Origin of the sequence: Povalibacter sp. (assembly GCF_036520495.1) — a bacterium.
Classification (GTDB): domain Bacteria; phylum Pseudomonadota; class Gammaproteobacteria; order Steroidobacterales; family Steroidobacteraceae; genus Steroidobacter.
Genome location: NZ_DATDJO010000038.1, coordinates 134,434 through 148,924 on the forward strand (window position 1 = coordinate 134,434; position 14,491 = coordinate 148,924).

At 61.4% G+C, this 14,491-nt stretch carries 13 protein-coding genes; 5 read left to right on the top strand and 8 right to left on the bottom strand.

Annotated features, from left to right (window positions below; translation table 11 throughout):
* Window positions 1-192 precede the first annotated feature (192 nt).
* Window positions 193-2,382, bottom strand: coding sequence for a sensor histidine kinase (locus VIZ63_RS14480; protein WP_331610373.1), 2,190 nt, complete (start codon window positions 2,380-2,382; stop codon window positions 193-195).
* Between the two features lie 233 nt (window positions 2,383-2,615).
* On the opposite strand from VIZ63_RS14480, the gene VIZ63_RS14485 reads away from it, so the two are divergent.
* The gene (locus tag VIZ63_RS14485) at window positions 2,616-3,227 is read left to right on the top strand and encodes a TonB family protein (protein ID WP_331610374.1); all 612 of its coding nucleotides are present in this window, start codon (window positions 2,616-2,618) and stop codon (window positions 3,225-3,227) included.
* 104 nt (window positions 3,228-3,331) lie between these two features.
* Here VIZ63_RS14485 and VIZ63_RS14490 read toward each other — a convergent pair whose 3' ends face one another.
* The 3 genes from VIZ63_RS14490 to VIZ63_RS14500 all read right to left on the bottom strand — a co-directional run bounded on the left by VIZ63_RS14490 (window position 3,332) and on the right by VIZ63_RS14500 (window position 6,472).
* Window positions 3,332-3,712 (bottom strand): GtrA family protein, encoded by a 381-nt coding sequence (locus tag VIZ63_RS14490; RefSeq protein WP_331610375.1) that lies wholly within the window; start codon window positions 3,710-3,712, stop codon window positions 3,332-3,334.
* Complete coding sequence (locus VIZ63_RS14495) at window positions 3,709-4,710, bottom strand: glycosyltransferase family 2 protein (protein ID WP_331610376.1); 1,002 nt, start codon at window positions 4,708-4,710, stop codon at window positions 3,709-3,711. Before VIZ63_RS14495 ends, VIZ63_RS14490 begins: the two co-directional genes overlap by 4 nt.
* A gap of 154 nt (window positions 4,711-4,864) precedes the next feature.
* On the bottom strand, window positions 4,865-6,472 hold the full coding sequence (locus VIZ63_RS14500) for an ArnT family glycosyltransferase (protein WP_331610377.1): 1,608 nt from the start codon (window positions 6,470-6,472) through the stop codon (window positions 4,865-4,867).
* Window positions 6,473-7,103: 631 nt separating this feature from the next.
* Here VIZ63_RS14500 and VIZ63_RS14505 point away from each other — a divergent pair.
* On the top strand, window positions 7,104-7,727 hold the full coding sequence (locus VIZ63_RS14505; RefSeq protein ID WP_331610378.1) for a hypothetical protein: 624 nt from the start codon (window positions 7,104-7,106) through the stop codon (window positions 7,725-7,727).
* On the opposite strand, the gene VIZ63_RS14510 is transcribed toward VIZ63_RS14505, so the two are convergent.
* Window positions 7,637-8,599, bottom strand: coding sequence for an AraC family transcriptional regulator (locus tag VIZ63_RS14510; protein WP_331610379.1), 963 nt, complete (start codon window positions 8,597-8,599; stop codon window positions 7,637-7,639). The genes VIZ63_RS14505 and VIZ63_RS14510 overlap by 91 nt on opposite strands.
* A 118-nt stretch (window positions 8,600-8,717) precedes the next feature.
* Between VIZ63_RS14510 and VIZ63_RS14515 the strand changes: the two genes are divergently transcribed.
* Complete coding sequence (locus VIZ63_RS14515) at window positions 8,718-9,575, top strand: class I SAM-dependent methyltransferase (RefSeq protein ID WP_331610380.1); 858 nt, start codon at window positions 8,718-8,720, stop codon at window positions 9,573-9,575.
* A 36-nt stretch (window positions 9,576-9,611) separates the two neighbouring features.
* Here VIZ63_RS14515 and VIZ63_RS14520 read toward each other — a convergent pair whose 3' ends face one another.
* Complete coding sequence (locus VIZ63_RS14520; RefSeq protein ID WP_331610381.1) at window positions 9,612-10,718, bottom strand: AraC family transcriptional regulator; 1,107 nt, start codon at window positions 10,716-10,718, stop codon at window positions 9,612-9,614.
* Window positions 10,719-10,765: 47 nt separating this feature from the next.
* Here VIZ63_RS14520 and VIZ63_RS14525 point away from each other — a divergent pair, with 47 nt between their 5' ends.
* Window positions 10,766-12,052, top strand: coding sequence for a hypothetical protein (locus VIZ63_RS14525; protein WP_331610382.1), 1,287 nt, complete (start codon window positions 10,766-10,768; stop codon window positions 12,050-12,052).
* A gap of 123 nt (window positions 12,053-12,175) precedes the next feature.
* On the opposite strand, the gene VIZ63_RS14530 is transcribed toward VIZ63_RS14525, so the two are convergent.
* Together VIZ63_RS14530 and VIZ63_RS14535 are read right to left on the bottom strand one after the other, a co-directional pair.
* Entirely contained in the window at window positions 12,176-12,319 is a 144-nt protein-coding gene (locus VIZ63_RS14530) for a hypothetical protein (protein ID WP_331610383.1), read from the bottom strand.
* Between the two features lie 192 nt (window positions 12,320-12,511).
* Window positions 12,512-13,390, bottom strand: a complete 879-nt coding sequence (locus tag VIZ63_RS14535; RefSeq protein WP_331610384.1) for a LytTR family DNA-binding domain-containing protein — start codon at window positions 13,388-13,390, stop codon at window positions 12,512-12,514.
* Between the two features lie 203 nt (window positions 13,391-13,593).
* Between VIZ63_RS14535 and VIZ63_RS14540 the strand changes: the two genes are divergently transcribed.
* Window positions 13,594-14,466, top strand: a complete 873-nt coding sequence (locus VIZ63_RS14540) for a DUF1838 family protein (protein WP_331610385.1) — start codon at window positions 13,594-13,596, stop codon at window positions 14,464-14,466.
* The last annotated feature ends 25 nt before the right edge of the window (window positions 14,467-14,491 follow it).

A 14,491-nucleotide genomic window follows, 5' to 3' on the forward strand; every position in this document is an offset into this window, starting at 1 on the left:
GGCAAACCTTGATTGGTATGCGTCGGATATCGACCGTCGCGGCGCCCGCATGACACCAGGAGCAGGAAAATCCGCTGACAGCAGGCCTAATCAGGGATCATCTGACCCTGGACGGGTGGCTTGCACCTATCGCTACGCCGCTCGCTCAACATAAGAGAGGATCCGCGGAGCGCTGGCGGTGGCCTGGACAGATCAACGGGAAGCCGCTACCTGTCGCGGCGCTCGGGCGATGGACGCAGCACAGATCTGTGCGTTCGGCAGAGTGAAGAAGAACTTCGCACCGATGTTCGGTTCGGCCTCCGCCCAGATCCTGCCATCGTACCGGGCAACGATACGTGCAACGGTTGCCAGGCCCAGACCGATACCGCTGAATTCCTCGAGCGAGTGCAGGCGACGAAATGCGTGAAAGAGCTGCGCGGCCTGCTCCATCCTGAATCCGGCGCCGCGATCGGCGATGCAATACACATGTTCGTTCCCGCGCTGCACCCGGGTGAAGTGAATCCACACCTGGCGGCGCTTGCCGCTGTACTTCCACGCATTGCCGATCAGGTTGCTGATGAGTGAGGTCATCAACCCGCGATCGGCACGCGCGATCATTTCCGGCTGGATGCAGATGTCGACATCGCGACCCGAATCCGGATCATGCAGCTCATCGACCACTGCTCGGGCGATCTCGGACAGATTGACCTGCTCCGCCTGCAGTTCATGACGCGCGATGCGAGCCAGCGACAGCAGTCCTTCGATCACATCCGAAGCACGTTTCACGGCGCCTTGAATGCGCGCAAGACGCTCCCTGCTTCTTCCGTCGAGTCGAGCGCCAAGGTCGATCTCGAGCAGACCAGCCTGCCCGGAAATCGAGCTCAGGGGCGAACGCAAGTCGTGAGAGGCGGACGCGGTGAACTCTTCCAATGTGCGGTTGGTTGCTCCGAGCTGGGCATTGGCGCTTTGCAGTTCCGCAGTGCGTTGTGCGACGCGCGCCTCCAGTTGCGCATTCATGTCCCGCAGCGCACGTTTGGCGGCTTCCTGTTCGCTGATGTCCCGCACGATGGCGAGCGTGACAGAGTCCTCGGCGATCTGGATCGCCGATATGTTTACCTCGGCTTCGAATGGCTCACCGGTGTCGGCTCGCCTGAACAACCACTCAAACGCAGCGCCACCTTCGCGCCGCATCTTTTCAAGATACTTCTTGACCGCCTCTGAACTGGGCGTGCCGTCAGCCTGCACCTCGACGGAGATTTCCTCGAACGTCCTGCCGCGCAGCGTGCGGTCCGCAGGCAGCCTGAAGGTCTCTCGCGCCTGGCCGTTCTTCTCGACGATGCGGCCATCCTTGAGCAACAGGATGCTGGCGAGTGAATTATCGAAGAGCTTGTGAAACTGGGTTTCGCGGCGATTGATCTCTTCAAGGAAGCGATACAGCAGCACGGTCATGAGAATCAACACTGCCGAGGAGCCGAGCGCAAGCAACACCACCATGGCGGCGCTGCGCTTCCAGGGGGCGATGATCGCCTGGTACTCGCGCGATACGATCAGATTCACTGGCACGTTGCCGTGAGCTTTCGCAACCCCGAACAGCTTGTGCTTTTGATCGATCCCGGAAATTCCTTCGAGCACGTAAGCGCGGTCGAAAGGCAGCGCTTTGATGCGGCCAAACAGTTCCGTATCCCTGATGTCGGTCAGCGTCGGCGCCGGTCGCCCGTCGACCGACGTCCCGGTGAGCAACCAGCCGTCGGCGCGAAGGATGGAGATGGCGCCCCTGTCGATGCCGATGGTTCGATAGCGATCCAGCAGCTCATTCACGTCGAACCACAGGCCGATCCAGGCGATTTCCTGGTTCTCACCGATCACACCGCGCGCGACCGGGATCACTTTGCGCCCGTCCAGTGCCGGATCGGGGATCGGCACCGCCACGACCGTCTGCAGATCGCGGGGAGTCTCCTTCAGCCACGACGGCACGCCGGAGATTTCCTCCGAGAAGTTCCTGCCCACGACCATGGTGCGTCCTGCATTGCCGACGAACAGGGCGCGAATATAGCGGCCACCCGTTACTTCTTCGCGGACCTGCGCAACGACCTGTCCGGCAGGCAGCTGTGCGAGCCCGCCGCTGCTGCGAATGCCGTTGAACGCCGATTCCGCCGAACCCATACCATCTGCGAGCATGGCCTCCATCTGCGCATTGAGCGAGGCGGCGACCGAACGCAACTGCTCAGCCGCGAATGCTGTCGTGCGGCTGTGGTCTTCGGAGATGTACCACAGTGCATATCCCCACCCGATCACCAATAGCAGTGCGGTGTAGGCGAAGAACGATCGTCTGATCGTCGATCGCACCCGGGGGTTCACAGTCTGCGGCTGCAGAGCGATGCGATCCCAGAAGTGGTCTGCCATGCACTTACCTCGGTTGTCCCCGGCCAACGCTACAGCACCAGACGTGCTCGACCAATCCGGAACGTCGTCGCGTCACCCGCGTTCCCGTGGACTGCATGTAAGTGGCAGCCGACGCGTACGCGCACGGGCATCGCAGAGTACACTCCCGCCCGCAGCTGATTGCCGCGCCAGAGCCCGCTGACGATGGACGACATCAGGGACCTGGAGGAACGCTCCGACACGCGGTAGACACAATGGCAGACTCAAATATGGATTCGACCCCGGAGACGAAGTCTCAGTCAGGCAAGCCGTCCACGATCCGGCTCGTTATTCGCGCCGACATCACGCGGGAGCCCCCCGCCCTGAGCGCCGTGCCGGAACGCTCGCACAGACGAATAGCGGCGCTGCTTGTCGCTGCAGTTGCGGCCGTGGCACTGACCTGGGTCGGAATCAGCGTGTTCAAGTCCGCGCCGAAGGAAATCCAGACTCCGTCGCCGCAACCCGCGCCTGCTGCGAGCGAAGCCGTGCCCGTGAGCCCTGCCGAGCCGTCATCCGCAGCTGCAAAAGCAGTGACCGGAACGGAAGTGACACTCCCCATTGGCACAGTGCTGCCGAACCCTTCGCATAGTGCGCTGCAAACCATCCGGGGGACCGTCAGAGTGGCGGTTCGCGTAACCATCGATCCGCAAGGATCGGTCATCACCGCCACGCTGGCAGAGCCTGGCCCCAGCCGATACTTCCGACGACTTTCCGTCGATGCTGCAAGGAAGTGGACTTTCACTCCGTCGACCAGCGAAGTGCAGCGGACGATGCTGCTGCGATTCGACTTCACGCGGGCAGGAGCGACAGCACGGGCGGACCGCTAGAGTACGCTTCGAGGGATGGAACCGAGCTCACGAGAGGCGCAGCTCCATAATTTCGCGCTTCATGGCGCAGCGAATGGGGCGTGCGTGCTGTCGAACCGTCCAGGCTAGCGAAAGGCCCACCACTTGCTGCCGATGAAGTTGACTCCCAGCGACGCGACAATGGCGCCCAGTTGCGCAGGCTCTGGCGCCAGACCCACAACCGCAGTCAGATATTTCAGGACTGTCAGATTCGTCGCCAGTGACACCAGATTCACAATGATGAAGCGCAGGAACTCCGCCGCCGTCGCTCGTGCAGCGCTGCGGAATGTCCAGAGACGGTTCATCAGGTAGCTATTGATCACGCCGGCGCCGTAACCGAGTGCCGATGCAACGAGTATCGGCACATCGAACGCCCGCATCAGCAGCAGGAACACCAGGAAATGGACTGCCGTGTTGATCAAACCGATGATCGCGAAAATCAGCAACTGATTCGCGCCGTGAATCATTCGAAGTTGACTTCGTCCTGCACGATATAAAGCGGGCGACGCTTTACCTCTTCGTAGATGCGGCCCACGTACTCGCCGAGAATGCCGAGGCAGATCAATTGCACGCCGCCTATGAACAGAATGGCGGAAAAGATCGAAGCCCAGCCCGGCACCACGGACTCGGGATAGAACGCCCTCTGCACGAGACCATACACCATGAACAGGAAGCTCACGAGGGCGCTCAGAAACCCGAACGCCGAGGCGACTTTCAACGGCAGCTGCGAGAACGACAGGACGCCATCTATCGCAAACCTGAGCATTTTCCTCAACGGGTACTTGGTCTCGCCTGCAAACCGCTCCTCGCGAACGAACTGCACTTCGGCCTGTTTGAATCCCACCCAGCTGACCATGCCCCGTACAAAGCGCGCCTGCTCCCGCATGCGATAGAGTTCGCTGAGGACGCGACGATCGATCAGCCGGAAATCGCCTGTGTCGACCGGAATCTCCACCGGCGTCATGCGGCGGAGGAATCTGTAGAACGCCTTCGCCGTGACCCTCTTGAACCACGTTTCGCCCTTCCGTTGCGCACGCACGCCGTACACCACGTGGTAACCCTCACGCCATTTTTCGAGCATCTGTGCGATGACCTCCGGCGGATCCTGCAGGTCTGCATCGATGACCACGATGCACCTGCCGCGGCAACGATCCATGCCGGCGGTGATCGCAATCTGGTGACCGAAATTGCGGGAGAAATTGAGCAACCTGACCGCCTTGTCGCGGCGGCAGATTTCCAGCGCGAGCTGCAACGTGCGGTCGCGACTGCCGTCGTTGACCATGACGATCTCATAGCTGTCGACACAATCCCGCAGCGCCATGGTCAATCGATCGTACATGGCATCGATGACCAGTTCCTCGTTATAGAGGGGCACGACGACACTCAGCGTTACGTCCTTGACCCGACTGAAGGAAGGGCCCGGCGCTTGCGGGGCCGACGTTGCGTGGTCGCTGAGTTGTTGCATTTGAGACTCTCAATCCTGCGGCACAGACACTGCAAGGCTGAACACAAGACCCGTGATGCTCGAGTCCGGCGCCTTCAGTTCTCCGACCTCTCGACGAAATTCCTGTGCGACCTGTATGGCCGCATCCCCTTCATGGATGAATCTCTGCGCCAGTTCACTTGATCTTGAAAACCCTGATGGGTGGACCAGCAAGCCGGCCCTGAACGGGAACGCTCACATGCACGAGGCTGGCCTGCTTGAACAGATAGTCGTAAATCAGCAGGTCAGCCGAAAACTTCTCTCCCTCCGCCAATCGACGATCGTACTCATTGCTGATGACGACATACTGAGCAGCCGAGTTCAGCATCTCCTCGACGCTTCCCAACTGCCCGATGACACCGTTCACCCTCTGATACTTCGCATTGCTGACGCCCAGAGACCCAAAGTCCTCCACATGACGATCCTGCTCGCACAGCAGGACGTACTTGCCCCTTGGCAGCTGTGGCGTGCCCCGCTCCATCATCAGCACGGACCCGTCAGGAATATTGGCGAGTATCCAGTTGCCCGCCTGCGTGCGCGTGTCCCCCCGCGACAACTCGGATGCCCGCAGGTAGTCCGCGTGGATGAGAGTGGAGCCTGAAGCAAGGAGCACCACAGCGAAAAGCACCTGCACTGCCCTTCGTACCATCAACAGGGGAAGCCTCTGGATGGCATACCAGGTCAACGCGACGCCTATCGCGCAGAACATTGCAATCACTGGAATCGCCGGCATCAGCCAGCGTTCCCAACGCAGGTTCAAACTGGAGATGAACAACAGGAAGGGCACGACAAAGCTCAGCAGCAGAAGTACACCGCTCTTGCGGCCACTCCTCAGAAGCCCGATCACGCCAACAATGGCCAGCAGCAACCCAATGATCGTGAAGTTCCTGCGCGATACGTCTGTGACGTACCAAAACAGCGAACTCCAGAAACCCTCCGAAGTGGCTGAGAGATGCTCCGTTCTGGCCTCCTTGCCCAGATCCCGAAGAACTGTGTCGATATCGATAAACAGAAAGGGCGACGCAATGAACGTACCGACCACTGCCGCTGCGCCTGCGATCAGCAGCGGGCGGATGGCTATGTCCCGAAATCTGCCGTCATTGCCGTTGGGGCGAATGGAGGCAACGACAATGGGCAGGCAGCCAATCACCGCCGGATATTTGGTTGCGACGGCAAAGCCGAGCGCGAGTCCGGCTCCGATGTAATCCCGAAGCAATCCCCGCTCGACGATGCGGAGACAGAAAAACAGAATCAGCAGCAGGAAGAAGGTGACCTGGATATCGGTACGTATCAGGCGGGATAGTTCAATCGCGAGCGGAGCCATTGCGACGAGCAGGGATGCAATATACCCGGCACCGCGATGCAGGATCTTCTGCGTCAGTTCGAAAGTCAGGTAGATGACCCCCAACCCGAATGCAGCGATCATCAATCGCCCAGCGAGGTAAAACTCCGCGGGATCAAGGCGGGCGATCGTCTCTACCGCAGCGAAATCTGCGAAATGCCCCACCGCGACGCCGACCGCAGAATAGATTGCAAACAGCAGAGCCAGGCAATAGATCGTTACCGAACCCGGATGCCCGAACCACCCGGGATCGAGCGTTTTGTGCGCCAACAGATGAAATGCCCTGTTGACGAAAACCGGCTCGTCGACGTCGTAGAGGAACGGCAGGCCAAAATCGATTCCATACAGTCGTATTGCTGCACCGGCAGTCAATATCAGGAACACAACCAAGCCAGTCTTCATCTGGCTCCCTCCCGACTACCGGCGTTAGGGCCGGACAGAGACCCCGTCCTTCCCTGACCACTGCCTTGCGTCGAACTTCGACTGAGCCCCCACCTCCGACGATATTTCAGTACGTATTCACCGCAAGCGCCGACCAACGGCACGCGGAACAGACGGCTGTTGCTGCTCGGTGCGTTCGTCGCCATCGTCGGCGCGGGCTACAGTGCCTGCCGCACAGTTCGCGACGTTCGCGGCTTCTACTCCCAGGCAGACGGACTACGCTCGCAGATTCGCGAGCGACAACTCAACTGACCGGAGCAAAAGCCAATCTGTAGAAGATTGCCGCCGATAGCGCAGTGTCCGTGGAAGAACTGCAGCACGCGCACGATCAGGTCGATCAGTTTCGGCGGCGCTGAATCCATCGCGCGAAGCGCTGCAAACCATCCGGCCACGCATCGACAACACGACCCTGGAAAATCATCCGCAGGTACTCGCTGGATGTGTCGTGCATCTGCCTGCCTGCAAGGGGCGTCCGGGGGCGCAGGAGCCGCGTTGTAGAGACTCTCCGCTCCTATTTGCCGGACGCTCTCATTGACGATGACTCATGCACGATGCATTTATGCCTTGCACGACAATCTGCGAGGGGAGCGCAATGAGTCATTCAGGATTCACGTGCATCCGCAGTCCGATCTGGCTCCTGGTTCTGGTCAGCGTGGTTGCGTACGCCGCGCCGCCGGAACGGACCATCCCGGTCGGAGCACTCACCCTCGACTACTGCAACACTGATTACACCGGTTATTGCGGCTCCATCCGGCGAGCGCTCGATCCGACCGGTGCAGTGCGTGGCTCCATTACGATTGGTTTCGAGTACTGCCCTCGTTTCGATCAGAGCCGACCCGCGCTGGGTACGCTCCTGCCGCAGGAGGGTGGACCGGGTTACTCCACGACAGGCACACGCGACGCTTACCTGAATATTTTTGGTTCGCTGCGCAATCAGCGGGACATCCTGATCATCGACAAGCGCGGCACGGGAACCTCGGGTGCCGTGAATTGCCCGGAGATTCAGACCGGAGATCCCAGCGATCCTGCGGCATTGAAGGCCTGCGCCGATCGATTGGGAAAAAAAGGCACTGCTCTACGGCACGAAATTCGCGGTCGACGACATCGTGGCGGTTGCGCCGCTGGTCAGACAGAGTCAGCAGCCTTCCGATATTGTCCCGGCGCCATGCCGAACTCGCGCTTGAAGGCTCGATTGAACGCGGCCTGCGATTCGTAGCCCACCTCGAACGCGATCTCGGCGATCGACTTCGCTCCTTGCTTCAGCAGGCGGGCAGCGAGCTGCAACCTCCAGTGCGCAAGGTACGTGAGCGGCGGTTCGCCGAGAAAGCGCGCGAAGCGTTCCGTCAGCACCGATCGCGATGTCCCAACCCTGGTTGCAATCTCGTCGACGGTCCATGGGGCGGCAGGCTGTCGATGCAAGACTGCAAGAGCGCTGCCGACGATCGGATCCCTCGCCCCCGCAAGCCAGCCGACCTGCTCCGGCGGCAGATACTCCATGTAACGACGCAACGTTTCGACGAACAGCGCCTCCGCCATTTTTGACAGCAGAATGGATTGCCCGGGTCGCGACCGATCGGCTTCGTTCACGAGATAGCGGATCGAGTCCTCGAGCCATCGACCGGTCGCATCATCGCGTGCGTTGATCCGGATCATTTTCGGCAAGCCGGCCAGGAACAGTCTGTCGGCATGGCGTTCGCAACCGAAGTAGCCGCAGATGAACCGGGTTCGCTCACCGCCACCACCGAGTTGCATCGTACGAAGATCGCCAGCAAGGAATCTGCCGAGCGACCTGCCGCTGTCGATCCATTCCGCCGGACGACCGTTTGACACCGTGTGAGGATCGCCGAGCGGAATGATGACGACGTCGCCTGCTTCGAGTTGCACCTCCGTCTCGTCCTCGAACTTCACCAGTGCCCGACCTTCGGTCACGAGGTGATACGGGACAAGCCGCTCCGCGCCCGGCGCCAGGGTGTGCGCGACTTGCTGCAGCGCAGGCACTACGAATCCCCAGGGCGCCGAGCACTCGGCGTAATAGAAAATCGCACCGGTCATGTGCACTGCGTTCAACGCATAGGAGAGAGCATCCATCGATCCTCGGTCACGACTCGTCCATGCACGCAGCAAAGACTCCCGGCGTTCCGGCAAAGATCCACTCCTATGGACGCAGCACACTGCCTTCAGGCATCTCGCAAAGATCGGAGGCCTTATGCATCCCGGAGCTCTCAAAGCATCGGCAGTAGCACACGATGAGATCCCGCCCGACGCATGGGACGCGATTGCACCGGGTTACGACAGGACCAATACGCCCTCGCAAATGCGGCTTGGCAGCGAAGGGCTGCTGCATGTGGGACTGCGCGCTGGCATGTCGTTTCTCGACGTCGCAGCCGGCAGCGGCGCGCTCGCAATTCCGGCGGCAAGACTTGGAGCAAATGTCACTGCCATCGATCAATCTCCGGCAATGCTCGATCTGCTTGCGCAGCGAGCCCGGAGGGAAAATCTGCGGATCGAGTGTGACGTCATGGACGGGCATGCTCTCGGGTTTCACGACGACACCTTCGATATCGTCGGCTCGCAGTTCGGTGTCATGCTGTTCCCCGACATGCCCAAGGGCATTCGCGAAATGGTCCGCGTCACTCGACCGGGCGGCAAAGTACTCGTCACCGCCTACGGCGACCCGCACTCGATCGACTTTCTGACGCTCTTCGTCCTCGCCGTGCGCACGCTCCGCCCCGATTTCTCGGGGCCGCCTTCCGACCCACCGCCTCTGCCGTTCCAACTGCAGGACCCGCGACGGCTGCGCAACGAACTCGTCGATGCCGGACTCGAGGACGTGCAGGTCGAGACGATCACGGAGTCGACGCCCTTCACCAGCGGCGCCGCCTTCTGGGACTGGCTCATCTCCAGCAATCCGATCGTCGCCGGAATTCTCGAGGAACTGAGTCTGTCAGGCAGCGAGCGCGAGGCACTTGTTCACACCATCGAAGAACTTGTCCGCCAGCGCGCAACCGTCGATGGAATCACTACGCTGTTCAATCCGGTCAACGTGGGGATCGGCGTAAAGTGAGAGCGTAAGCCGCTGACGGGATTCCGCCTCATGCACTCATCGAGATGATGACGACTGAATGTGCGATGCAATGGAGGCGTCAGCCTGTGTGCGCCAGATCGCTGGCGAGACACCCAGCAGTTTCTTGAACGCGCGGCTGAAGGTTGCCTCGGACTGATAGCCGACCTCGAAGGCCACCCGCGCGATCCTCGACTGCGAGTCACGCAGCATCTGCGCCGCCAGATGCATTCGCCAACGCGCCAGATATTGCATCGGCGGCTCGTGCAGAAAGTGAGTGAATCGCTCGGCAAGTACAGAGCGTGAAGTGATGGACTCGTGCGCCAATGCCTCCAGCGTCCATCGCTCATTGGGTCGCTGGTGCAGCAGAGCGAGTGCACGACCCACCACCGGGTCGCGCAGCGCGGCGAGCCACCCGGTATCCAGCGACGGCAGCGAGAGCAGATGCTGGCGCACGAGTTCGACGCACATCAGCTCACTGATGCGCAGCAACACACAGCGACTGCCTGCGGATCGCTCACGTGCTTCGGCCACGGCGTACTCGACGAGCCTGTCGAGCCGCTCACCTGAACCCGCACCCGACAGCCGTACGCGCAACAACCTGGGCAAGCTGGCCAGCACGGGGTTGAAGGGAAAAACGTCGCAGCCGAGAAACCCACAGACGATCTCCAGACGCTGCGGCCCCGCACCGCCTTCGCTGACCACGAACGGCCCCCTGCCCTGAGCCATGTCGCGAAACCACCTCAACGTGGTTTCGAGCGACCACTCCGAGCGCATGTCCGGTTCGCTCGACAGTGAATACGGATCTCCGTGGGGCACCACCAGCACGTCGCCAGCGCTGAGCAGCATCGCTTCGTGCTGCGGCATCTGGCACCAGCACTGGCCATGGCGAACGACATGATAGGAAATCAGATGCTGCGCGCGCGGGAAGATCGCAGGCAACAGCATGCGTGCACTCGGAGCTGCAGCGATCCACGGAGTCAGCGCGTCGACCAGGAAAAAGACAGATCCCGCCAGGCGTACTTCGCGAAGCACTTCGGAGAGCGTATCGGTGGGCGATTGCGCGCTTGAGCCCGAATGCAGCGCCGGGAATTCGGCGGACGATTCGTCATCGACGGCGGACGGCAGGTCATGTCCGGCACCCATGCCGCGATCCTACTCTCCTGCGACCGTACTTTAGAAAGGGTGCCGCCATGACTCACTTCAGCGCCTTTCTCGGGGCCTGCATCGCTGCCCTCGCCGGCATGCCCATCTGTGCAAGTACCAATGCGCCACCAGCGCACGTCGACCGCACACGCTCAACGTCGGGGGCGATGGTGGCGCAATGGAATGAACTCGCCCATGAGCTTGCTTTCGCGGAGGATCGATTCACGACCTTCAAGGGTCAGCGCGCCATCGCAATGATGCATCTGGCACAGCACGATGCATTGAACTCGATCTGCCCGCTGTTCGACAGTTATGTATTTCGTCAAGCAACGCCGACCGCCGAGCCGCGGGCCGCGGTGGCTCACGCCGCTCGCGAGGTTCTGGTGAGTCAGTATCCGACGGCGCAAGCACAGATCGATACGTTGCTCGCACAGCAGCTGGGCGATGCCGGTAACTCGTCGCATGGAACGATCGGACGGACACTCGGCCGCGCTGCGGCCGCTGCCATTCTCGAGGCACGACAGGATGACGGGTGGGACGATCCGGGTGTCTACGAATTCCGCGCCGGTCCAGGGATGTATCAAACGACGCCGGACTGGCATGGGTTTGTGGTGCATCCGGGCCTCGCGCAGGCCAAGCCATTCCTGCTCGAGTCAGCCTCGCAATGGCGACCGCACGGACCGCCCGCGCTCGATACTCGCGCGTACGCGAGCGCGCTCAATGAAGTGCAACAGATCGGTGCCGAGCACAGCCGCGTACGCACCGCCGATCAGACACATGCTGCCGTGTGGTGGATGGAGTTCAGCGAGGGCTTGATGAATCGATGGGCGCGCCGCCAGGTCGTGGATGATCATTGGGGACTGTGGCGAACGACGCGACTCTTTGCGTTGATGAATGCCGCCCTCGTGGATACCTACGTTGCCGTCTGGGACAGCAAGTACGCGTTCAATCACTGGCGCCCGTACACGGCGATTCGCGACGCGGACACCGACGGCAATTCCGCCACGCTCGCCGATCACCAATGGCAGTCGCTGCGTCCGGCGCCACCGTTTCCGGAATATGTTTCTGCGCACGCGGCCGGGTGCGCCTGCACATTGGCAATCCTCGACACCGCGTTCGGCAAGCAGGATGAAATCGTTCTGGATTCGTTGACGGCTACGCCGGGCGAATCGACACGCACTTTCGGATCGTTCCATGCGGCCGCGCGCGAATGCGCGGACTCCCGCATCTGGCTCGGATTTCACTTTCGGTACTCGACGCGGGCAGGCACCGCCCTGGGCTACCAGATCGCGCGATACGCTCTGGCTCACGGCTTGCTGCCCACGCCGAGGTAGCCTGACTGACTCCATAGCAGAATGGGTGGCGCCCGCTGCGCCATCGATGCGTGTCCTTGTCGGATCCCGCGGAGGCCGACCGGGCGAGCCTCCGCGGTTGCCAGTTCCTGGTTCGGATCACACTCACCAGATTCCGATTCGCTGAGCGACGGTTGTGACCATGAACGGCTGCGGCGTCGTCGTGATCGAGCGCATCTCGCGACCGTAGTCGACGAGCACGAAGCGCTCCCACTCGCGACCCCGATGATCCAGTTTTCGACGCTGCATGGGACTTCAAAATGCGATCTGCTCCACTGGGTGGGTCTGTCGGCAACTGTGCTTCTCGCACGCTGGAACGACCCGCCGCGATGCGGTATCGGGTAGCGACTCAACGCCCGCATGACGAAAATGCATGTCGATGAGCCTCGCGAATGCCAGCTCGAACGACGCTACCTGGCAATCGTGCGCGATGGCCTCGCGTCAGTGACTGACGACTCGCGTGCGCAACCGTTGTGCATGCTCACGCCACGTGCGGCCCACGGGGATGACCAGATCCTCGCTGACCCGAAAACTCATGCTGCCCGACTCGCGCCGGGCAGCGCGCGCGGCCGAGCCGCTGATCCACCAGGATCGATGAACCTGCGCACCGTCCAGGGATGCGAGCTCTGCCACCGCATCGCGAAATCTATAGAGGATCAGTCGCTTGCCTTGCGGCAGATACGTCATGACGTAATGGTCCTGAGCCTGCAAGGCAATGATGTCCTGGAGCGTCACCTGATCGCCGAGCAGGTTCGCCAGACGACTTGTCATCACTTGTGCGTGCCCGGCAGGTTCGCCACAAGCCGTCGAAGGCAATCCGGACGACGAGCTCATCGGCATCGTCGCAGCGGGCTGTCGCGGTGATTCCGATCGACCGAAGCGCAAAGCGAAAAGATTGACGACTACCCAGAGCGAGACGCCGAAAAGCGAGTTCAGTATCGCCAGCGGAACCCGGGTGGTGAGTGGCTGCGAACCGACCTCGGCGATTCGCAAACGTCGCTCCGCGGACTGCCACGAATCGAACAGCCCGAAATACGGCTCCAGGTAGAAAGCCGAGGCTGCGCTCGCGCACAGACCGCCGAGCAGCAGCAGCAACCATGGCCGGCGTTTCAAAGGTGGCACGAGCCGCTGGAGCGCGAGCGTGAACCCGCCCGCGGCGATCCAGTAGATGAGCCATAGACAGAGCCAGAACACGATTGCGACGAGGAGTGACAGCTCGCGCGTCATAGCGCCGGCGCGGAACCAGCCGAGCGCCACCGCCAGCAATACAGGCGCAGAAATCACCACTGCGGCGCGCTCGGAAACCTGGAGTTGGGTCACTCGCCAGTTCATCGCATACGTCACTCAAGTCGTTCACGAATGGCCCCGGTCGTTCACGAAACGGCGCTGTCGTTGACGAAACCGCCCTGTCGTTGACGGAACACTTATTGCCTGGGATCACCCCCTGTCCACAGGATAACTCGATCGCAGCCGTTCTGGCGGGTGGAACGGTCGAATCAAGAAACCCACCAGAAGGAAACTCCATGCTGAATCGCCGAACCTTCATTGCTGCAGGCGCTGCTCTCGGCGCCACGGCGCCCGCCCTGGCGGCGGCGGCCGGGTCCGCAACGACCGCCGGCCAGCTGAATTCCGCTGACCCGAACGAAGTGCTGAATGCACTCGTCAAGCTGCGCGCCAGCCTGGATGGTCGCATTGCTTTCTGGTGGATGAAAGGTCCGCGGTACGGCGTCGTCGGGACCACCGTCACGCCGTTGTTCAACAACTACGTCGTGAGCTGGCACCGTTTCGTGCGTCAGCCCGACGGTAATTACAAATCCTCCATCGTCGAACTTTCGTACTACGTGGATCTGGCGACCGGCCAGCCCATCGAGAAATGGCGCAATCCGATCACGGGTCAGATGAATGACCTCGAACACATCGCTTTCGGGCCCGTGACCTCGACCAGAACTCCCCACGGTGTAGCTCCGCCCGATAAAACCCCTGGCGTGGAGATGCGCTTGAAGTCGACGCTCGGCGTGCTGGCCCAGCACAACGATGACATCTGGGTGCAGGAAGACGTCTCGGCCACGATGACTCCGACGACACCCGGCCGCGCGCCCTATTCAGGCAATGACATGGCGACATATCAAGGCAGCGTTCGCCAGTTGCTCGATCCATCACTCCTGGGCGTTGACGCCGTCATGCACTACCAGAGCGTCACCGCCTGGCGGTCGTGGATGAAGATGGGGGACATCAAGGGCACGCTCATGGCCCGCGCGATGGGACAGAAGGTCTGGTCGGTTGACGACGTACCGTCGGACATCATGGCACTGGCCCGACGCATGCACCCGGCAATGATCGCGGATCCAGTCGCAACGCTCGAGATGACGCCGCCGGAAAGATCTTTCCACCGCTGAAGTGACCGTTCGCGAGCCATTGACC